18 protein-coding genes and 2 pseudogenes are annotated in these 20,856 nt (G+C 33.5%); 16 read left to right on the plus strand and 4 right to left on the minus strand.

Annotation, left to right across the window (positions count from 1 at the left end; genetic code table 11):
* Positions 1-518: 518 nt before the first annotated feature.
* Positions 519-1,562, minus strand: coding sequence for a Fic family protein (locus tag BWGOE10_RS12060; protein WP_070142768.1), 1,044 nt, complete (start codon positions 1,560-1,562; stop codon positions 519-521).
* Positions 1,563-2,650: 1,088 nt separating this feature from the next.
* On the opposite strand from BWGOE10_RS12060, the gene BWGOE10_RS12065 reads away from it, so the two are divergent.
* Entirely contained in the window at positions 2,651-2,878 is a 228-nt protein-coding gene (locus tag BWGOE10_RS12065) for an ArsR family transcriptional regulator (protein ID WP_070142770.1), read from the plus strand.
* Between the two features lie 179 nt (positions 2,879-3,057).
* Here BWGOE10_RS12065 and BWGOE10_RS12070 read toward each other — a convergent pair.
* Positions 3,058-4,185 (minus strand): annotated as a pseudogene (locus BWGOE10_RS12070) (alpha/beta fold hydrolase).
* A 147-nt stretch (positions 4,186-4,332) separates the two neighbouring features.
* Here BWGOE10_RS12070 and BWGOE10_RS12075 point away from each other — a divergent pair.
* Complete coding sequence (locus BWGOE10_RS12075; protein WP_070142772.1) at positions 4,333-4,908, plus strand: TetR/AcrR family transcriptional regulator; 576 nt, start codon at positions 4,333-4,335, stop codon at positions 4,906-4,908.
* Positions 4,909-5,241: 333 nt separating this feature from the next.
* Entirely contained in the window at positions 5,242-6,618 is a 1,377-nt protein-coding gene (locus BWGOE10_RS12080) for a lytic polysaccharide monooxygenase (RefSeq protein ID WP_070142774.1), read from the plus strand.
* A 137-nt stretch (positions 6,619-6,755) separates the two neighbouring features.
* Here the strand turns inward: BWGOE10_RS12080 and BWGOE10_RS12085 are convergent, their stop codons facing one another.
* On the minus strand, positions 6,756-8,171 hold the full coding sequence (locus tag BWGOE10_RS12085; protein WP_070142776.1) for a phosphatidylinositol-specific phospholipase C: 1,416 nt from the start codon (positions 8,169-8,171) through the stop codon (positions 6,756-6,758).
* A gap of 423 nt (positions 8,172-8,594) precedes the next feature.
* On the minus strand, positions 8,595-9,164 hold the full coding sequence (locus BWGOE10_RS12090; protein ID WP_070142777.1) for a methyltransferase: 570 nt from the start codon (positions 9,162-9,164) through the stop codon (positions 8,595-8,597).
* 661 nt (positions 9,165-9,825) lie between these two features.
* Here BWGOE10_RS12090 and BWGOE10_RS12095 point away from each other — a divergent pair.
* The 13 genes and pseudogenes from BWGOE10_RS12095 (at position 9,826) to BWGOE10_RS12155 (ending at position 20,842) form a co-directional block, all read left to right on the plus strand.
* The gene (locus tag BWGOE10_RS12095; RefSeq protein WP_070142779.1) at positions 9,826-10,668 is read left to right on the plus strand and encodes a metallophosphoesterase; all 843 of its coding nucleotides are present in this window, start codon (positions 9,826-9,828) and stop codon (positions 10,666-10,668) included.
* Between the two features lie 216 nt (positions 10,669-10,884).
* Positions 10,885-11,136 (plus strand): hypothetical protein, encoded by a 252-nt coding sequence (locus BWGOE10_RS12100; RefSeq protein WP_070142781.1) that lies wholly within the window; start codon positions 10,885-10,887, stop codon positions 11,134-11,136.
* A 292-nt stretch (positions 11,137-11,428) separates the two neighbouring features.
* Positions 11,429-11,648, plus strand: a pseudogene (locus BWGOE10_RS34005) (ATP-binding cassette domain-containing protein); the annotation flags it as partial.
* Positions 11,637-11,948, plus strand: a complete 312-nt coding sequence (locus tag BWGOE10_RS34010; protein ID WP_070142782.1) for an AAA family ATPase — start codon at positions 11,637-11,639, stop codon at positions 11,946-11,948. The pseudogene BWGOE10_RS34005 and the gene BWGOE10_RS34010, both read left to right, overlap by 12 nt.
* Positions 11,945-12,964: an ABC transporter permease gene (locus BWGOE10_RS12115; protein ID WP_070142784.1), complete on the plus strand. Its 1,020-nt coding sequence runs from the start codon at positions 11,945-11,947 to the stop codon at positions 12,962-12,964. Before BWGOE10_RS34010 ends, BWGOE10_RS12115 begins: the two co-directional genes overlap by 4 nt.
* 24 nt (positions 12,965-12,988) lie before the next feature.
* Positions 12,989-13,642 carry a TetR/AcrR family transcriptional regulator gene (locus tag BWGOE10_RS12120; protein WP_070142786.1) on the plus strand — a complete coding sequence of 218 codons (654 nt, stop codon included), beginning with the start codon at positions 12,989-12,991 and terminating at the stop codon, positions 13,640-13,642.
* Positions 13,643-13,646: 4 nt separating this feature from the next.
* A complete protein-coding gene (locus tag BWGOE10_RS12125) occupies positions 13,647-14,615 on the plus strand; it encodes a YbgA family protein (protein WP_070142788.1) in 969 nt (322 codons plus the stop codon).
* Between the two features lie 216 nt (positions 14,616-14,831).
* Positions 14,832-15,977, plus strand: a complete 1,146-nt coding sequence (locus BWGOE10_RS12130) for an acyl-CoA dehydrogenase (RefSeq protein WP_070142790.1) — start codon at positions 14,832-14,834, stop codon at positions 15,975-15,977.
* A gap of 15 nt (positions 15,978-15,992) precedes the next feature.
* Entirely contained in the window at positions 15,993-17,330 is a 1,338-nt protein-coding gene (locus BWGOE10_RS12135; protein ID WP_070142792.1) for an acetyl-CoA carboxylase biotin carboxylase subunit, read from the plus strand.
* Between the two features lie 26 nt (positions 17,331-17,356).
* On the plus strand, positions 17,357-17,572 hold the full coding sequence (locus BWGOE10_RS12140) for an acetyl-CoA carboxylase biotin carboxyl carrier protein subunit (protein ID WP_001987345.1): 216 nt from the start codon (positions 17,357-17,359) through the stop codon (positions 17,570-17,572).
* A 21-nt stretch (positions 17,573-17,593) separates the two neighbouring features.
* Positions 17,594-18,505: a hydroxymethylglutaryl-CoA lyase gene (mvaB, locus tag BWGOE10_RS12145; protein WP_070142794.1), complete on the plus strand. Its 912-nt coding sequence runs from the start codon at positions 17,594-17,596 to the stop codon at positions 18,503-18,505.
* Between the two features lie 4 nt (positions 18,506-18,509).
* Positions 18,510-19,298 (plus strand): enoyl-CoA hydratase, encoded by a 789-nt coding sequence (locus BWGOE10_RS12150; RefSeq protein WP_070142795.1) that lies wholly within the window; start codon positions 18,510-18,512, stop codon positions 19,296-19,298.
* A gap of 2 nt (positions 19,299-19,300) precedes the next feature.
* Positions 19,301-20,842: an acyl-CoA carboxylase subunit beta gene (locus tag BWGOE10_RS12155; protein WP_070142797.1), complete on the plus strand. Its 1,542-nt coding sequence runs from the start codon at positions 19,301-19,303 to the stop codon at positions 20,840-20,842.
* Positions 20,843-20,856 lie beyond the last annotated feature (14 nt).

Below are 20,856 nucleotides of genomic sequence, written 5' to 3' on the forward strand. Positions count from 1 at the left end.
TAGGAAGAATTATTTTTTCATACCTCAATGCTCATTAAAAAAGGACATTTCATTTATTTGGGTGTTTTAGTGTATTTGAATTTTGCACGCTAACAAATTTTGTTTAGGGACAAAATGTGAAGTTTTATTCTGAAATAACAGAAAGTTAATGCGGCAAAATTCCTATTGGTAATTTGGATAGGTATCAAATATTTCTTTGGCCTTATTTTCTTGATATGACCGTACGTTTATATGTTTCTAAGGGAAAGAAATATTTTCATTTTTATTACCATCTATTGTTTGATTAAGATGGTAACACGAAAATGAAACGTTTACAACCAGAAAATAAAGAAAAAATATTAAAATGCGACTTTTTTCGACAAGTATTCCTATAAAATGTTTTATAGGAATTAGAAATAACTAAATTAGTAATAATAGCTTATTAAAGTGAAATTCAATGAATAAGAGTCCAAAGGCATGAATTTAAATGATAAAGTTATAATTTTCTTTTTTGAACTGTAAGTGTTTTACAAGTATAGTTAAACTTTAATCCAACTAGCATTTCTTCCTTTTGTCACTAGCTTAATATGGCCAAACAATTGCAAGGAACTTAAAGCCTTACTGATTGTACTCTCGGCTATGTCTGGATATGTGTTACGAATACTCTCCTTAGTAAAGGACTGCTTTTGTTTAAGTATAAAATCCTGAATTCTCTCCACTTTAGTATGTTTACATATAGAATCTAAAACTGTATTATGAAGATCTTTGTACGCCTCTAATATAATAGTTAAAAACGTTTTTAACCAAAAGCTACTATTATGTTCCTCGCAGTACCAATTTACCGAAGATTTATAAATCGAATTGTAATATTCAGATTCATTTTTCTTGATATATTTATCCAAACATACATATTTTACAAATGTATGTCCATTCTGTATTAATAGCAATTGCATTAACATAAGTGCCAATCTGCCGTTTCCTTGATTAAAAGGGACTATGCAATAAAAATTAAATATAAAACGAGCTATTAATAAAAGTGAATGATGGACCTTACTAGAATTTAATGAGTTATATTGATCACATAATTGTTCCATTACTTGTGGAATAAGCTCATGTGGGAGAATGCGGTAACTATTTAAGTGCATTCCGTTTTCAGGAATACCTGGAATAGTAAACGGTTTTTCGCGCCATTTGGCACTATCAGAGGTAATGTAATGTATCAATTGAAAATGTAATTCCTGTATAGTCTCTGGATTAATTAATAAATTACAGGAATTCTTATGTACAAAAGTAAGTGTTTGATAAAAACAAAAAATAGCATCTTCTGAGATATTTTGAGGTACTATATCATCTAAAATAAGTTCTTTTAATCTTTTATTAGGGACTTTTATATCTTCATAGGTAGTAGTAAAGTTTTTTATGTAATGAAGTGGTATGGTTTTTTCTAAGCTAGTAAATATATCAGGATTTTGTTCCTGATAAGCAGCTAATTTTCCTTTTAATTCACTAATTTCACTGATTATATTTAATAGTCTCCTTTTTAATTCAATATTTTTATACTTGTCATCGAAAAAATTTCTCATTTTTATTCCCCCTGTAACCCCTTAACATGCTGTTACATAAATCTTTCCATTCTAAAGATAGTTTACAACATTATTTTAAAATAACAATATATTTATTTTGATTTTGAACTTATTTTAGAATCAAAATTGTTATTTAAATTTGATTAACGAGTTAGAACTTATAATTAATCATGTTTGAATAAAGAATGAATATACACAGATAGAAATTATAGTTTGAATTAAATTCCTTTTTATGAATTTACGAGATGAAAATATAATTTTAGAATTATTATTAGTGTAGTTTGCTGTATTATTGCTGGGAATTTACTAGAAAGTAACTAATTTTCACAAATAAAATAAAGAAATCTTAAAGAGGAATCAATAGGATCTAATTTGAATAGGCATAATCCTAACATTAAATGTGCAAATGTACAATAATTAAATGAAAAAAATATGAAAATATCGACTTTTTTCGACAAAATAAATTAGATAGAAAAACAATCAAATGTAAGAAAATTGTTGCTTTAGATGGTCTCTGCATTTCATAAATTAATATTGAAGGAATCATCAAATGATTTTTACGAGTAATAAAAGAGTAGATATATAAATTAAATTGTGACAATTATAAAGTTAGTATTCTCCATTTTCATTATTTAATTTAACAAATTTAATAATAGTAAGGTGACTTTTCTATATTTAATATAAGTATTTGATGGGGTATGCTCATAAAAAGTGCCATTTTCTATATATCCATGTAGCATTTAGCACTTGTATTGCGAAATATTTTGACATAAGTTAATTTAAATATTAGGTACAGAAACATTTTAAGGAAAAGAGTCAGTATAAAAGTACCCTGAAAAACGTTTCACCCTAAAAACGTTTTTCCTCAAGAGATTTTCTCAGGAGCACTAAAGTTTTTTAATTTGTTTCTGTGCCTTATTAGATAAAAATAATATAATAAGTTGTTTAGAAAAGGTGAAAAATTTCCCCATTATAAAATGAACCTCATATAACTTAACGTCCGTATGGTCTAGTTAAAGTAGGAATTTAAAGAAAAGGAAAGGGCTAGCTCTAGTTATAATTAGTGCAATAAATAGGGGGCTACTCAAATTTTTTTGTTAGATTTAGTAAGAATAATTATAAATGAGTTAATTCAGTATAAAAAATGTAATGTTACACAATTGACTAAGCTTTTAAAAATTCCACAATCCACTGTTTCCCAACATTTATCGAAAATGAGGGGTAAGGTGCTAAAGGCTGAAAGAAAGGGTTTAGAGATGTACTATTATATTACTAATCTAAAGGCGAGTCAGATTGTTGGAATTTTAGGTTTGTAAATAAACAAAACTTCACACATTTCATTATAAGTAAAACGCAGAATAATCCCCCACAAATACGTGGGGGATTTCTTTTATGACAATAATATCAGTCTTTTTGAGGAGTGACACGATGGTCACCATGTTCTAATGTGCTAGTAAAAGAAAAATTTTGAAAGTGCTAAAACGCTTCATATTTCTCAATATAATTTATGTCGCAAAAATCTTTTAATTTCATCAAAAGCTAAGTGACGATGACCAGCCTGACAATGTTGTTCACCGCCAGTTTTCTTAGTGAAAACTACAGAAGTGATGGAGGCTGCATTACATAGCTCCAATTCGATTTGCGATAATCGGCTAATTGGAACGTACTGATCGTCTTCACCAGCCAGGAGCAATACTTCTTGATTTATGAACTGACCGATTCCTGCCATCGTATGTTTTTCAAAGTTTTTAAGTAAGTTGAATGGCGTCTTTTCACCTGTATTTTCCATACCCTTTTTAATTTTCTAGTTCAGGTCGATGCTGGTGGCCATCATTTGTTTAAACATGGTATTAATTTTGTCAGCTTCATTAGTAGCCAGAAGCGTGGTCAATTTATCCCAGATATTATCCGGCATGCGCATCTTAAGTGCATCAAGGCCACTATAAAAAATATTAAAGGCGATGACTTTGTCGATTCGTTTTTCAAAAGCGGCGGCACGCATTGCCAAGTAGCCGCCCCAAGAAGCTCCGAGAATACTAACACGGTCAAGTTTGAAATAGTCAATGACTGTGGAAACGGGCTTCTCCCAGTTGTGGATAAATTTCAAGCCGGTTTTCAGTGCTGTTCCTTGTCCAGGTCCATCAAACACTATAATATTATAATTGATTCCTTGGAGATAGTTTAGCATCTTCATCATTTCCTCCATGTAGGAATCGTAGCCTCCAAAGAAAAGTAGTGTATTACATGCGCCTGGATTCATGAATTTGATTGCAGGGAGATAGGAATCTTCATAAGGAATTTGATAGGTTTCATACTCAAAGTCATGAAAACTCTTATAAAAGGTTTCACGGTATTTTTGGTACACTTTTTCTTTTTTTGGATCGGATGACTCCATATAAAACTCGGCAGCTTGATAATAAACCGAAGCCAGATCGAAGTCTTTAGGGTGCTCCCGCATCGCTGCATATTCTATCCAAGTGTTATACCAGCTGTCCGTGTCTGCAAGTTTTGGGATGATGGCTAGCAAATCCTGATTTGCCCGCTCATCGTCTTGATAGAAATCGTTGAAAAAACGGTTAATTTGCAAATTAAACTGTTCGTTGTTTACATACTGTTTAAACACAAAATCCCTCCTTATATTTGACTACAAGGTAAGGATAAGAGAAGTATATTAAAGAAACAACAAGCAGGAAAGGGGAAGAAGTACGAAATCGAACCATAAGGATATAAACGGTTCGATAAGCAACTTTGGGAAGGAGATTGATTATTAATGGGAGAGGATGTTCGCGTTTATAAAACGAAGAAAAATATTTCTAATACACTTATTACCCTCTTGAACGAAAAAGAGTTTGGTCGAATTACAACTAAAGATATTTGCGTACATGCTTTGGTGAGTAAGTCCACATTTTACAGCCATTTTGCAGATAAATATGATCTTTTGGAAAAAATAGTGCAAAATTATGTTTGCTGGTTCAAGGAAGAAATTGAATTACGTTTCGCATTAATAGAGAATGGAAATGTGGCTCAAGTTATCAATATGATAACCGATAAGGTTTCAGCGCGAAAAAAAGAGATTGCAACTTTACTCCATGTACGTGTTCCATCAGCGGATTTACGTTTAGAGTTAGAATCTATTTTATATAATGCCTGTTATTCCTATTTGAAAGAGCAGCAGGTGGTAGTAAGTGTGCCGATTGACTTTGTAGCTCAGTTGTATAAAGCAAACGCAATGGTGTCAATCAATTGGTCGCTTAGCAAAGATAAAAATCCAGATGTGGTTAAACTAATAGATAATATGCAGAGATATGTTTTTGATCTGATTTTGTCAGGTAGTGAGAGAGTGTAATAAATATTGATTTATGAGCTTGTTGAAAAACAACAAATACGCTTATAAATCATGAATAATGCTTAATAATGTAGTTATTGTGTCGGATGTGGTTGTAAATAATTTCGTAATCAAAATTTGGATTTTTTGTGAATCTTTATTGTTTTTTTATAAACTCTTTACTACATAATGTTACAAAATAGAATTAATTTGCCTAATTTAGCCCCATAGCAAGTCAATAAATAAACTAAATGTGTTTATGTTATTGAACTATTAATATATTAGTAGGTAATTTGTTCGTTTATTCCTATATTGCTATTATATTAGCGTAAACAATATATTGGGGGGATAAGAATGAATTTGAAATTAACATCTAAATTAGAAAGAATAAGAAAAAGTAAAAAAGGAATTGGTGCTTGTGTTTTAGCTGCAGGGGTGACGGCAATTACAATGATTCCTCAAAGTACATATGCACATGGGTTTGTTGAAAAACCAAGTAGTCGTTCTGCTTTATGTAGTCAGAATTATGGAGCATTAAATTTAAATTGTGGAAATGTAATGTACGAACCTCAAAGTCTAGAAGCGCCTAAAGGATTCCCAGAGGGTGGACCGATTAATGGGAAAATCGCTTCGGCAGGAGGACTGTTTGGAGGGATTCTTGACCAACAAACCTCAAATCGCTGGTTCAAAAACACAATAAAGGGGGGAGCAAATACATTTACATGGAAATACACAGCGGCACATTCTACAAGTAAATGGCATTATTACATTACAAAAAAGGGATGGGATCCTAATAAACCATTAACACGTGCTGAATTAGAACCAATTGGAACTGTGAACCATGACGGTTCGGCCGCATCAAATAATTTAACACATACAATTAATGTACCAACTGATCGAAATGGTTATCATGTTATTTTAGCTGTATGGGATGTAGCAGATACGTCAAATGCGTTTTATAATGTAATTGATGTAAATCTAGTAAATAATGAAACTCCCGATACAGTAGCTCCAAGTCAACCAACTGGATTAAATGCGTCTAAAGTTTCTGCCAATAGTGTTGCACTAACATGGAAGGCCTCTACTGATAATATAGGTGTAAAAGAATATCAAGTGTTACGCAATGGAGAAGTAATTGATACGGTACCAGGTACAACTTTTACTGATAAAAAACTAAAAGCAAATGCGGAATATACCTATACTATAAAGGCATTAGACTCTGCTGGAAACATATCAAAAGAAAGTGAAAAACTAAAGGTTAAGACAACAAATGAAAAGCCAGATACAGAAGCTCCGACTCAACCGAAAGGATTACATAGTATGAGTACAACAGCGACAACTGTTGATTTGATGTGGAGTCCGTCTGAAGATAATGTAGGTGTTGACCATTATATTGTATATAGAGAAAGCGCTGGGGTTATGAATAAAATTGGGGAAGCTGATAATACATCCTTTATGGATAAAGATTTGAAGACTAATACATCGTATAAGTATGTAGTGACGGCGGTTGATTTAGCTGGAAATGAATCTAGTAGAAGTGATGTTTTGAATGTAACGACAAAGTCAGAGGATTCCACATATGAAAAATGGGATGCAAGAAAGGCATATACTAAAGGTGATAGAGTAGTACATGAGGGAAAAGTGTATGAAGCGGTTCAAAATCATCAAGGAAATGGCGACTCAAATTGGATTTTTGCCCTATCGCTTTGGAAGCCAGTTTTGAATAAATGATAAGCGGGGAAGGGTAGTTATCACTAATTCTATGTGCAATACCGAAACAGGGGTGAAGTTTTTAATCTCCATCTCAACATATACGAAATGAAATTATTAAAGAGTCCCAATGGAATTCCATTGGGATTCTTTATTTTCTAATGTGTAATAGCGTATATTTTCACTGTAAATTTGTTAGTGGCACCATTTGGATTTGCAATATAATTTTTAGTATTTGTGTAAGCTTCAGTCCTAGATCCATGTGAAATGTTTTTCCAACGAATAGAATCTGAACCTAGGGAAACATCAATCATTACATTGAAAGAAATAGTAGAAGGATGCTCTTTTTCTGAAGGCTCAATAACCCATTTTAATTCCTTGGTACCTATAGGTAAGCTATCAATTTTAAAGTTTTGACTGGATCGATTTTTTTGTCCGGATAAAGGACTAGACTCAGATGAAATTTGCGAAATTAATATTTCTTTTTCAATCGAATGTATACCATTTAATTTAATGATACTATCAATTAAACCTGGTCCAGGAAAATCAGCTGCAATGATACCAGTATGTTTAATTCCACCTTGTTGTAAGAGTTCAGTGCCAAGTGTATTCATTCCACCATAAAATACTTGACCATTTATATCACGAGGGAAATCTTCCCATGCATTAGTTATAGCTTTTTGAATCATTTTGGAGTTACTATCAGTATTTCTGCTCTCTTTACCACTTGCAACAAACCAAGGATAAACATTATTTAATAATGCAGCAGCACCACCTGTGCCACTAAAATGGTTAAGATAGATTTTATCATTGTTAAAATTATTATTTGTATTTTGAAGGTGGGTTTTCACGGCATTCCATTTTTCATACATTCCGTCTGGTCCGTTTTCAATTTCAAATGTATCTTGTATATTTAAGCTATCGTAATTAATACCATATTGCTGAGAGGCTGTAAAGTTTTGTAAGATTACAATTTTCCCTCGGATATCGCCTAGAGTAGGATTATTTCTTTTTGAAGTTGGTACAGAACTCGGATCCCAAAAATAGGAGGAATTAAGGTCTTTGTATTTTTTAAGTATTTCTTCGAATGATAGTGAGCCGCTTTCAGGAGTAGTTTCTTCTTTTAAGCGCATTAAAATTGTTTCTGTAGGATGATCTTTTAAAAATTGAATTGCCTCTTTTAATACATCTTCAAACATTGCTTTTTGATTTACAATCCCATGGTACATTGCAAAAGAATCTTTTACACGTTTAACACGCATATCTACATATCGAATTCCAGAATTTAATTGTTGGGGTAGACTCATAGTTTGATTTCTTGTCAAATTTTCATCAAGAAAACTTGCTCCATGTAAGGCCATTGTACCGTGAGTACCTGGAATAGATATTTCACTTAATTTTGTTGAATCTGCTACCTTCGACATCCACGATGGATTTTGATATCCTATATTGGATTCATAGGAATAACCTGGATGACTATCAGCTAAAATAGTAGATGGTGTACTTAAACTTACTAGTGTAAAACAAGTGAGGATGCTAATTTTAAAGAAATTTCTCATTTTTATTTTGTTCATTTTATCTCTCCTGACTTTTAAATAATAGATATAATAAAATAAAATGATTTTTTATTATATTTATTGTTTTCATTCTTAAAGTAATGAATTTTTGGGATTGAAAAAATTAAAAATAGAGGTAGTAATTTACTTGAGACTTTAATAGTTTGTTGTAATAAATTGTATCTAATAGCCAAACGGATTCTTAAAGAATAGAAGCATAGATAGGTGAAAAACAAATTTTACGCGGTACTGTATACAAACAAAACAGAAGTCTTAAAAAAGACTTCTATTTTGTGACATATAATGAATGATAAGGTGGTTAACAAATCAAGATAATGTGACTGAGTGGTAAAAATCTATTTATAGCTGTTTCAGAATCTCTTATAACAAGGTTACCTACGAAAAATGGGCCTCTGCAAGGCTAATAAAAATTGAAAAATTCTACTCATTAAAACTTAAACTAACTACAGTTGCGATAGATTGGGCTGCATGTTCCCAGCTTCCATCTATAACTTTTCCAATCTGCTGACCAAGTGCATTTAAATCATTTGGATTAACTGGAATCCCATTATACGCAGCAAGAATTGATAAAAGTGGAGCAGCAAATGGTGTCCAACCACCTCTATCAATATTAAATACAGGCTTATCTATAACCTTTCCATCTTGCACTGTAAACTCATAATAAAATTGATCATCTGGACGAAAACTTAAATGATGAGAAATTTGTCCTTTAACATATTTTTTCCCTGCACCTAGATTTACTACTTCTATTTCTTTTACATTAAACTCATGCTCAAATACTTTTATTTTTTTGACTTCTGGACCATTTAAGGCAGCGTTAACCGCTGTTTCTAAATTATTTTGTGCAAATGGTTGAATACTCATTTTGGCCTCTTTTTGTTGGATAGAAGCCTCTTTTTCTGCAGCAAACACCGATGTAGTAGGTAGTGCACCTGTAGCTAATGTAGCTGCAAGTGCAGTCGTCATAATGACTTTTCTTTTCTTCTTCATAGTTTTCTTCCTCCTTTTAAGTTATGGTATATAATCTTTTAAAGACTGACACGGTGCATTATTTTATTTCATAATGTACACAAAAAATTAGTTTAAAAATTAAGTGAAAACATGTCAGAAAATTAAAATCAATTATATATGCATTTACAATGATATCTATCTACACATATTATTTCAATTTTCTAATAAATATCGTAATAATCACTTTTCATAAGTTAATTTAGTGTTTCAATTCTCTCTATGTACGTTTTAAATAAATTAAAATCGTAGTGGTAATAATATATTTGCAAGCAAATGTCGTATATACTTCGAGAAAAATACACAGTTTTTTTATAAAAAACTATAGGAATTATCATTATATCGTTATTAAACTAAGTAAGATAAATGATAATATGATGAAGAGCTTCCAGTGATTCGCTATAAATTCACTAGAAAATGAGCATGATATCATACACTCATGCAGGACACCTAGGATATTAAAGCTCCACTTTATAGCAGTTAATACGAATGGGATTGGAAAACAGCAGTAAGTGTTTATTAGAGACGTATAACACTATGAAAAATACTTCAAATCAATTAAAAAGTTTCAGTTATTCTGAATTTGAAGGGCACGGAATGTTTATTGAGAATTGTAGTACTGATCAAAATTTTAGGAGGAAATATGAACAAGAAGGCTAAAAGAATTGTATTACTTATTGCTACATTAGTAGGTAGTAGTATCTTTTTATATTTACAGAACAATTTAATAAGTATAACTGAGGTTAAAATAACCTCCAGTAAAATTCCCTCCGCTTTTAAAGGGTATAAAATTCTACAAATTTCAGATTTACATAATAAAAAATTTGGTGAAAATCAAAACGTTTTAATTAAAAAAGTAAAAAACTTGAATCCTGATATCATTGTTATTACCGGTGATTTAATTGACAGTAAATCATATGATGCAGAAATTAGTTTGCAAGTAATACGAGAACTTGTGACGGAGTATCCAGTATATTTTGTGACAGGGAATCATGAGCAGTGGTCAGGGAAATATAACAGTTTGGAGAAAGAATTGAAGAAATACCATGTTACTGTTTTAAGAAATGAGCATGTAAGTATTCAAAAAGGTGAGCAAGAAATATACTTACTTGGTATTGATGATCCTGATTTTACTAATGGAAATCGTGACGAAGGAAGTATTATAAAAGCTGAAATTGTAAAAGCAAAGGATAAAGCGCAACTAGATGGATATAAGGTATTGTTATCTCATAGGCCTGAATTTTTAGCAGAGTATGCTAACGAGAAAGTAGATTTAGTTTTATCGGGTCATGCACATGGGGGACAAGTTCGGTTACCTTTTATCGGGGGATTAGTTGCTCCTAATCAAGGAATACTGCCCAAATATACAGCGGGTTTATATGAAAAACAAAATACGTCTATGATAGTTAGTAGAGGATTAGGCAATAGTATCATTCCGCAAAGAATTTTTAATAGACCTGAGATTGTAGTCGTGCAGTTAAATTAATCTGTGCGGCTTTTTTGTTCAGGGGAATAATTTAAAGGTAGTTTTTTTTCAGTACAAGTTTCCATTACAATTTTGTTAAAATTTTTCAACGTTACATAAAGTAACAAAATTTGACCTATTGAGTTTGTTATAGTGTAAATAATCAAAAAAATTAAAAATTAGTCGAGTTAAAATAGTTATTATTAAACGATATTAAAAATATAAAGGGGTGTACAAATGCATAAAGAATTTGAAATTGAAGAATATACGGCGATCGAGGAACAAATTCATTATTATAGTACGTCTTTATTAGTAAGTCATCCTGAGCAAATTGTAAAGTATTTAGAAAAACGGTTAGAAAAGTATGCAGAAACGTTACAATATGCACATTTATATCCGGAACCGATTTTATTGCCAATACAGCAAATAGTGATCGAATATTCTTTAGATGTTGCTAGAATTAGAAGGTATTTAAATTTAAAAACATAACTAAAATCGAATAATTTACAATGAAACAGAGTCGACTTTAAGAAAAAATATTCTAATGTCGACTCTGTTTCATTGTGTAATATTGTTGATGGAAAATAAATACTAATCAATGAAGTTTGACATATAATTACGCAAGAGTAAAATAAAAGTGAGTACTCACTCATTTTAAAGAAAAGGGGGATTTTTAGTGCAACAATCTTCAATTATTTTACGAGATGTATCAAAAAAATTTGGAAAAAAAGAAGTTTTGTATAACCTTTCGTTGCAAATAGAAAAAGCAGAAATTTTTGGGGTGGTTGGACCTTCCGGGTCAGGGAAAACAACACTCATTCAAATGATTGCAGGTATTAATGAGTCAACTACAGGGGATGTAATTGTTTTTAATACAATCATGCCTAATCTAAATGAAATGAAAAGAATTGGTTATATGGCTCAGGCTGATGCATTATACGAAGAACTATCGGCATATGAAAAAGCAAGTACAGCACTTTTCAGGTGGAATGAAAAAGCGTTTATCATTAGCGATAGCACTCCTTCATGAGCCAGAAATATTAATTTTAGATGAGCCAACAGTTGGGATAGATCCTCTTCTTCGAAAATCGATTTGGGAGAAGTTTTATGATCTTAAAAAGAAAGGCACTACTATTATTGTAACAACGCACATTATGGATGAAGCTGAGTTTTGCGAACGTCTAGGGCTAATTAGAGAAGGGAATTTAGTTGCGATTGGCACACCGGAGGAATTGAAAAAACAAACGTCATCCGGACGAATTGAAGATGTCTTTATGTTAGAAGGAGTGATTGAATCATGAGAGTTAGTGGTGTAGTTATCCGTATCATTCGTCAATTTTTTCGAGATAAGCGTTCTTTAGCAATGATGTTTGGGGCACCAATGTTATTACTTTGGTTATTGTCGCTAGTATTTACACAAAAAGACTATATACCGCATATTGCTGTAGTCGATGTGCCTGCTCCTATAGTAAAAGCAATGAAAAATCAAGAAGCATCAATTTATGAATATAGTAAAGACAAAGCAATTTCGGAGTTAGAAAAGCAAAAGGTAGATGCAGTAATTCATTTAGAAAATGGAAAAATAAATCTTCTATTAGAAGGCAGTGATTCATCAAAAAACCGTGCGGTACTTCAAGTATTGCAAAAGAGTACAGAGAAGAATGAGGCATCAATGATGAAGCCTGAAGTGGATTATTTACATGGCTCTAAAGACATTACGATGTTTGATGGACTTGGTCCCGTATTAATTGGTTTCTTTACATTTTTCTTTGTATTTATATTGTCCGGAGTTTCTTTTGTAAGAGAACGTTTAAGTGGTACATTAGAGAGATTATTGTCCACACCAGTGAGAAGATGGGAAATAGTTGTAGGATATATTATTGGTTTTGGAATCTTTGCATTTATACAATCTATTATAATTGTAAGTTTTTCAGTTTATATTTTAGATTTATATGTAGCTGGCTCAATATGGCTAACGTTACTTATAACATGTATGCTTTCTTTAACTGCACTAACATTAGGCACATTTCTATCGGCATACGCAAATAATGAATTTCAAATGATTCAATTTATACCGCTTGTTATCGTGCCACAAGTCTTCTTTTCTGGGTTGTTTCCAATGGAATCCATGAATACATGGTTACAAATGTTAGGTAAATTATTTCCACTCACATATGGTGCTGACGCTATGAGACAAGTAATGATTCGGAATCAAGGGTTTACAGAGATTGCATTAGATCTTACTGTATTACTACTTTTTTCACTATTATTTGCAGTAGGAAATGTATTTGCATTAAAGAAACATCGCAAAATATAATGATGATAAAAAGGAGCACAATAAATGAAGAAGGATTGGCTGGAAGAATTAGTTGCCGCAACGAATACTGATAAACGTAATGAACGTCAAATGCGTATATTAGAGGCAGCTGTTGATATGTTTGGAGAAAAAGGGTACGCTTCAACTTCAACGAGTGAAATTGCAAAGCGAGCTGGTGTAGCGGAAGGAACCATCTTCCGCTACTATAAAACGAAAAAAGATTTATTGTTTGCAGTCGTGATGCCGACCTTAACAAAGTTTGCTGCACCATTTTTCGTACAAGCCTTTGCAAAAGAAATATTTAAAACAGAGTATGAATCGTATGAAGTGCTTTTAAGAGTAATAATTCAAAATAGATTTGAATTTGCTAAAAAGCACTTTCCAATGATAAAAATATTAATTCAAGAAGTACCATTTCAGCCGGAACTAAAAAGTGAAATACAACAATTAATAGAAAGAGAACTGCTTGTACATTTTAAAAAGCTGATTGCAAAGTTTCAAGAAGAAGGGGAAATTATTGAACTTCCACCATCTTCCGTATTACGTCTTACTTTATCAGCTGTATTAGGGTTGCTCTTAACGAGGTTTTTATTATTGCCGGAAGAGAAATGGGACGATGAAGTGGAAATTGAAAATACGATTCAATTTATATTGTATGGACTAACGCCACGGAGGTAATGTGATGCGACAATTTGCTAAACCGATAATTGTTGTAAGTAAATGTTTAGAATTTGATGCCTGTCGTTATAATGGAGAGATGGTTCCAGATATAACAATTCGAAACTTACAGCCATTTGTTACATTTATACCTGTATGTCCTGAAGTAGAAATAGGTTTAGGGACTCCTCGTGAGACGATACGTATTGTAGAAAAAAATGGTGCGAATAGGCTTGTACAACCGTCAACACGAGAAGATGTAACTGGAAAAATGGAGCAATTTTCAAATGCGTTTTTACAAACATTACATGAAGTTGACGGTTTTATTTTGAAGAATCGTTCGCCAAGTTGCGGAACTCGTGATGTGAAAATCTATTCTAGTTTTGAAAAAGGACCAGTAAAAGGAAAAGGAACTGGATTATTTGGCGGAGCAGTAATAAAAAAATTTTCGCATCTTCCAATTGAAGAAGAAGGTAGATTGTCGAATTTTATTATTAGAGAGCATTTCTTTACAAGATTGTTTACAATCGCGCATTACAAAATGATTAAACATACTAAAAACATAAAAGAACTCGTAGCGTTTCAATCTGATTATAAGTATTTATTTATGGCATATAATCAGGTGAAACAAAAAGAATTAGGGCGTATTATTGCAAATCAAAAAAATGAAACGATTGAAGTTGTATTTGACAATTATGAGAAGACTTTATATGAATTATTCATGCGTACGCCCCGCTATACATCAAATGTAAATGTATGTGAGCACATTTTCGGATATTTTAAAACAAAGCTAAAAAAACAAGAAAAAGCTCATTTTTTAGAGTTGTTACAGAAGTATTCTGAAAAGAAAATCCCACTTAGTTGTTTACTTGTAATTTTAAAAACATGGGCCATTCGATTTGATGAAAAGTATTTATTAAGACAAACATATTTCGAACCATATCCTGAAGCTTTAGTAGAAATTTCTGATTCGGGAAAAGGTAGAGATTATTAAACAATAAATTACATAATTCGACACGAAACCTCCTATGTTGTTGTAGAACAATGTAGGAATTTTTTTGTGCATTGGTACAGAATCTGTTTTAAAATTAAGTTATGACAGAATTATAGCAATTGTCTAACTAATATTCGTCTCTTTTAAGAAGTAATGTTTGTAGTAGAAACTCGCACGCTGTCGAAACTAAATATTCGATAAGGGGTGTGTAGCGGAATGGAATTTACTCTAACTCGCGAAAAACAAATGATTAAAGAAATGGTACGTGACTTTGCTGAAAAGGAAATCGCACCGAAAGCTGTGTATTATGACAAAACTGCAGAGTTTCCATATGAAACATTTCAAAAAATGGGCGAACTAGGATTATTAGGCATCCCATTCCCAGAAGAGTATGGAGGTTCAGGTGGCGATACAGTATCGTACGCATTAGCAGTTGAAGAAATTGGTCGTGCTTGTGGTGGTACTGGTTTAAGCTATGCTGCAACAATTTCATTAGGTGCTTCTCCAATTTATTATTTCGGTACAGAAGAACAAAAACAAAAATATTTAGTTCCAATGGCGTCAGGGAAAACATTAGGTGCTTTCGGATTAACAGAGCCAAACGCTGGATCTGATGCAGGGGGCACACAAACGAAAGCGATATTAGATGGCGATGAATATGTTATTAGTGGTGAAAAGTGTTGGATCACAAATGCAGAGTATGCAAATACAATTATTGTAACCGCTATCAACGGTGTTGAAGACAATGGTAGGAAACGTATTTCTGCATTTATCGTACCGACTACTAGTGCAGGGTTAACGATTTCAAGCCCTTACGATAAGATGGGTGTTCGTGCTTCTAACACTTGTGAAATCGTACTTGATGGTGTACGTGTACCGAAAGAAAATATTCTTGGTGATGTAAATAAAGGATTTAAACAATTCTTATATACACTTGATGGAGGACGTATTTCAATCGCAGCATTAGCAGTAGGTATTGCACAATCTGCATTTGAACGTGCATTGCAATATGCGAAAGAACGTCAACAATTTGGAAAAACGATTTCTAATTTCCAAGCGATTCAATTTAAATTGGCTGATATGGCGACTGAAGTGGAATTAGCTCGTAATTTAGTACATAAAGCAGCTTGGTTAAAAGATAACGATAAACCTTTCGGTAAAGAAGCAGCTATGGCAAAATTGTTTGCATCTGAAGCAGCTAGTCGTATTGCGAATCATGCAGTACAAATTCATGGTGGATATGGCTATATGCGTGAATATGAAGTTGAACGATATATTCGTGATGCAAAACTTTTAGAAATTGGTGAAGGAACTTCTGAAATTCAACGTCTCGTAATTGCAAGACATTTAGGATGTAGATAAAAAGGAGGAGTCACTATGTTTCAAAAAATATTAATTGCTAATCGCGGGGAAATCGCAGTTCGCATTATGAAAACTTGTCAAAAACTTGGCATTCGTACCGTTGCTATTTATTCTGAGGCTGATGAAAATGCCCTTCATGTAAAATTGGCAAATGAAGCTTACTTAGTAGGCGGCCCACGTGTCCAAGAAAGCTATTTAAACCTTGAAAAAATTATAGAAATAGCTAAGAAGACAAATGCTGAAGCAATTCATCCAGGGTACGGATTATTATCAGAGAATCCATCTTTTCCGATTCGCTGTAAAGAAGAAGGAATCGTATTTATTGGTCCTTCAGAAGAAATCATTACTAAGATGGGAAGTAAAATTGAATCACGTATAGCAATGCAAGCAGCAGATGTACCAGTAGTTCCAGGCATTACTACAAATATTGAAACTGCTGAAGAAGCAATTGAAATTGCAAAACAAATTGGTTATCCATTAATGCTTAAGGCATCCGCGGGCGGCGGCGGCATTGGAATGCAGTTGATGGAAACTGAGCAAACGCTCACCAAAGCATTTGAAAGTAATAAAACAAGAGCGCAAAATTTCTTTGGTAACGGAGAAATGTACTTAGAACGCTATATAGCAGATGCACATCATATTGAAATTCAACTTTTAGCAGATACACATGGTAACACAGTGTATTTATGGGAACGCGAATGTTCAGTGCAGCGCCGAAATCAAAAAGTGATTGAAGAAGCGCCGTCACCATTTTTAGATGAAGGTACACGAAAAGCTATGGGAGAAGTTGCTGTACAAGCTGCTAAAGCTCTTGGTTATACAAATGCAGGTACAGTTGAGTTTCTTGTAGATGATCAGAAGAATTTCTATTTCTTAGAGATGAATACGAGATTACAAGTGGAACATCCAGTTACGGAAGAAATTACTGGTTTAGACCTTGTTGAACAACAACTTCTTATCGCATATGGTGAGAAGCTATCATTTACACAAGATGATGTAAAATGTAGTGGTCATGCCATTGAGGCTCGTATTTATGCAGAAGATCCGAAAACATTCTTCCCATCACCTGGGAAAATTACAGATTTAACGTTACCGACAAGTGTACGTATCGATCACTTTTTAGAGAATAATGTAACAATTACACCTTTCTATGATCCAATGATTGCGAAAGTCATTGCTCATGGTGAAACTCGTGAAGAAGCAATTTCAAAATTAGAAAATGCTCTAGAAGAGTTAAAAGTAGAAGGTATTAAAACAAACACACCAATGCTACTGCAAGTTTTGGAAGATGATGTGTTCAAAAGTGGTATTTATACAACAGGTTTTGTAACGAAACAACTTGTTAAAAAATAAGATTTATGAATATTAAGGGGGAAAAAATGATGACGAAAGTATATGCATCGATGGCAGGAAATGTTTGGAAGATTGTTGTAGGAGTAGGAGACACAGTAGAGGAAGAACAGGATGTCGTCATTTTGGAATCTATGAAAATGGAAATTCCAATCATTTCAGAAGAAGCTGGCACAGTTATGAAAATTAATGTGCAAGAAGGCGATTTTGTAAATGAAGGAGATGTATTACTAGAAATTGAATAGGGAGATATAGGGGGAAGCGAATTGAAACTACCTAATTTTGCTGTCATTAAAGAAGTCGGGCCACGTGATGGCTTACAGAATGAAAAAAAGATTGTTGGCACAAAAGATAAAGTAAAATGGATTCAACTACTTACAGAAGCGGGATTGTCGTACGTTGAAGTTTCCTCATTCGTTCACCCTAAATGGGTTCCTGCATTAGCAGATGCAAGTGATGTATTTTCTGAGCTAAAAAGGGATCCAAATGTTACATATGCAGCGCTTGTTCCAAATCAAAATGGTTTGGAACGAGCTTTTTTGCAAAATGTAGATGAGGTGAATGTTTTTTTATCAGCAAGTGAATCTCATAATAAAAGTAATATTAATAAATCAATTAAAGAAGCATTAGCTGTAATTGAAGATATAACAAAACAAGCAACATTCGAAGGGAAAAAGGTAAGGGGCTATGTTTCTACTGTATTTGGATGTCCTTATGAAGGAGATATAAGTGCCACAGCAGTTGACGAAATATGTAATCAACTATTTTCATACGGCATTTATGAAATCTCACTTGGTGACACGATTGGTGTAGCGAATCCGTTACAAGTAGAGCAAGTATTAGAACATTTATTAAAGAAGTATGATGCTTCGCAGTTTGCAATGCATTTTCATAATACGTATGGAATGGCACTGGCAAATGTAGTTAAGTCTTTAGAACATGGTATTACAACGTTTGATAGTTCTTGTGGTGGACTTGGAGGATGTCCTTATGCACCAGGAGCATCGGGTAATGTTGCTACTGATGATTTAGTGCATATGCTCCATAAGCTAGGTGTCCAAACAAATATAGACGAAGAAAAGTTATGGAAAGCTAGTCAATTTATTCAAAGTAAGTTAAATATCCAATTACCGAGCCATGTGTATAAAGCGCTTCAACATAAAACGATAAGTAGGTGAGAAGATGCTACAATTACAAAATATTTCAGTTGACTATGTAACACCGCATGTTGTAAAGATTTCGTTATATCGTGAAAGACAAGCAAATTCTTTATCTTTAGCGTTATTAGAAGAATTGCAAACAATATTAACGGAAATAAGTGAAGAGTCAAATACACGTGTAGTTATTTTAACAGGGGCTGGTGAAAAAGCGTTTTGTGCTGGCGCTGATTTAAAAGAACGGGCTGGTATGAATGAAGAACAAGTTCGCCATGCTGTTGGTATGATTCGTACTACTATGGAGATGGTTGAACAATTACCACAACCAGTTATTGCTGCTATTAACGGAATCGCACTTGGTGGAGGTACTGAATTAAGCTTAGCTTGTGATTTTAGAATTGCTTCTGACACTGCAAGTCTAGGTCTCACTGAAACTTCCCTTGCAATTATACCTGGGGCGGGTGGTACTCAGCGCTTACCTAGATTAATTGGAGTGGGTAGAGCGAAAGAATTAATTTATACAGGAAGACGTATTTCGGCGCAAGAAGCGAAAGAATATGGTTTAGTAGAATTCGTAGTACCAGCTGATTTACTAGAAGAGAAAGCAATTGAAATTGCAGATCGAATTGCTAATAATGGTCCAATTGCCGTTCGATTAGCAAAAGAAGCAATTTCAAATGGCATTCAAGTAGATTTACATACCGGCTTACAAATGGAAAAACAGGCGTATGAGGGCGTAATCCATACGAAAGATAGATTAGAAGGATTACAGGCATTCAAGGAAAAACGCAAACCAATGTATAAGGGGGAGTAAATATGTTAGATCAAAAACAACAATCTAATTCATTTGAAGAACGAGTTGAAACAATTAAGCAAGGCGGGGCACCGAAATATCATGAACAAAACAAAGCAAAAGGGAAACTTTTTGTTCGAGATCGTTTAGCTCTTTTATTCGATAATGGTGAATATGTGGAAGATGCATTATTTGCAAATTGTGAACAAACTGGATTACCAGCTGATGGTGTTGTAACTGCGACTGGTAAAATACATGGTCGTACTGCATGCGTAATGGCAAATGATTCGACTGTAAAAGCTGGATCATGGGGAGCACGTACAGTTGAGAAGATTTTACGTATTCAAGAAACAGCTGAGAAATTACGTGTACCGTTATTTTATTTAGTTGACTCTGCTGGGGCACGTATTACAGATCAAGTAGAAATGTTCCCGGGACGCCGCGGTGCAGGAAGAATCTTTTATAACCAAGTGAAATTATCTGGTAAAGTGCCACAAATTTGTTTATTATTTGGACCTTCAGCGGCTGGTGGTGCGTATATTCCAGCATTTTGTGACGTTGTTATGATGGTTGAAGGAAATGCTTCTATGTATTTAGGGTCTCCGCGTATGGCTGAAATGGTTATCGGTGAGAAGGTAACTTTAGAAGAAATGGGCGGAGCACGTATGCATTGCTCAGTATCAGGATGCGGAGATGTTTTATGTAAAACAGAAGAAGATGCAATTACGCAAGCAAGACAATATATTTCTTATTTTCCAAGTAACTATTTAGAAAAGACTCCTTTGATTACACCTCAAGAACCGAAACAGTTCGATAAAATGTTAGAAGAAATCATTCCAGAAAATCAAAATGCTCCTTTCAATATGAAAGATCTCATTAACAGAATTATTGATGAAGATTCTTTCTTTGAAGTGAAAAAATTATTTGCTCAAGAACTAATTACAGGTTTAGCACGCATTGATGGTAAGCCAATTGGCATTATTGCAAATCAGCCGCGTATGAAGGGCGGCGTATTATTCCACGATTCAGCTGATAAAGCAGCGAAGTTTATAAATTTATGCGATGCATACCATATTCCATTATTATTCCTTGCAGATGTACCTGGATTTATGATTGGTACAAAAGTAGAACGTGCCGGAATTATTCGTCACGGTGCAAAAATGATCTCTGCAATGAGTGAAGCAACTGTACCGAAAATTTCTATCGTCGTTCGAAAAGCATATGGAGCTGGCTTATATGCAATGGCAGGTCCAGCGTTTGAACCAGATTGCTGCTTAGCATTACCGACAGCTTCTATTGCAGTAATGGGTCCAGAAGCAGCAGTCAATGCTGTATATGCAAATAAGATTGCAGCTTTACCAGAAGAAGAGCGTGCAAGCTTTATTGCTGAAAAACGAGAAGAGTATAAGAAAGATATTGATATTTACCGTTTAGCATCTGAGATGGTGATTGATGGTATTGTTCATCCAAACAATTTACGTGAAGAGTTAAAAGGACGATTCGAAATGTATATGAGTAAATATCAAGTATTCACGGATCGTAAACATCCTGTATATCCAGTTTAAAAGCCCTATTTAGG

Origin of the sequence: Bacillus mycoides (assembly GCF_001757995.1) — a bacterium.
Lineage (GTDB): Bacteria > Bacillota > Bacilli > Bacillales > Bacillaceae_G > Bacillus_A > Bacillus_A mycoides_B.

Coding starts and splice junctions, on each gene's coding strand:
- BWGOE10_RS34010 (WP_070142782.1), top strand. CDS start 11,637: ATGAAAAAGCGTTTATCATTAGCGATAGCACTCCTTCATGAGCCAGAA.
- BWGOE10_RS12095 (WP_070142779.1), top strand. CDS start 9,826: ATGAACAAGAAGGCTAAAAGAATTGTATTACTTATTGCTACATTAGTA.
- BWGOE10_RS12100 (WP_070142781.1), top strand. CDS start 10,885: ATGCATAAAGAATTTGAAATTGAAGAATATACGGCGATCGAGGAACAA.
- BWGOE10_RS12150 (WP_070142795.1), top strand. CDS start 18,510: ATGCTACAATTACAAAATATTTCAGTTGACTATGTAACACCGCATGTT.
- BWGOE10_RS12090 (WP_070142777.1), bottom strand. CDS start 9,164: ATGAAGAAGAAAAGAAAAGTCATTATGACGACTGCACTTGCAGCTACA.
- BWGOE10_RS12125 (WP_070142788.1), top strand. CDS start 13,647: ATGCGACAATTTGCTAAACCGATAATTGTTGTAAGTAAATGTTTAGAA.
- BWGOE10_RS12155 (WP_070142797.1), top strand. CDS start 19,301: ATGTTAGATCAAAAACAACAATCTAATTCATTTGAAGAACGAGTTGAA.
- BWGOE10_RS12115 (WP_070142784.1), top strand. CDS start 11,945: ATGAGAGTTAGTGGTGTAGTTATCCGTATCATTCGTCAATTTTTTCGA.
- BWGOE10_RS12135 (WP_070142792.1), top strand. CDS start 15,993: ATGTTTCAAAAAATATTAATTGCTAATCGCGGGGAAATCGCAGTTCGC.
- BWGOE10_RS12085 (WP_070142776.1), bottom strand. CDS start 8,171: ATGAACAAAATAAAAATGAGAAATTTCTTTAAAATTAGCATCCTCACT.
- BWGOE10_RS12120 (WP_070142786.1), top strand. CDS start 12,989: ATGAAGAAGGATTGGCTGGAAGAATTAGTTGCCGCAACGAATACTGAT.
- BWGOE10_RS12130 (WP_070142790.1), top strand. CDS start 14,832: ATGGAATTTACTCTAACTCGCGAAAAACAAATGATTAAAGAAATGGTA.
- BWGOE10_RS12075 (WP_070142772.1), top strand. CDS start 4,333: ATGGGAGAGGATGTTCGCGTTTATAAAACGAAGAAAAATATTTCTAAT.
- BWGOE10_RS12140 (WP_001987345.1), top strand. CDS start 17,357: ATGATGACGAAAGTATATGCATCGATGGCAGGAAATGTTTGGAAGATT.
- BWGOE10_RS12080 (WP_070142774.1), top strand. CDS start 5,242: ATGAATTTGAAATTAACATCTAAATTAGAAAGAATAAGAAAAAGTAAA.
- BWGOE10_RS12060 (WP_070142768.1), bottom strand. CDS start 1,562: ATGAGAAATTTTTTCGATGACAAGTATAAAAATATTGAATTAAAAAGG.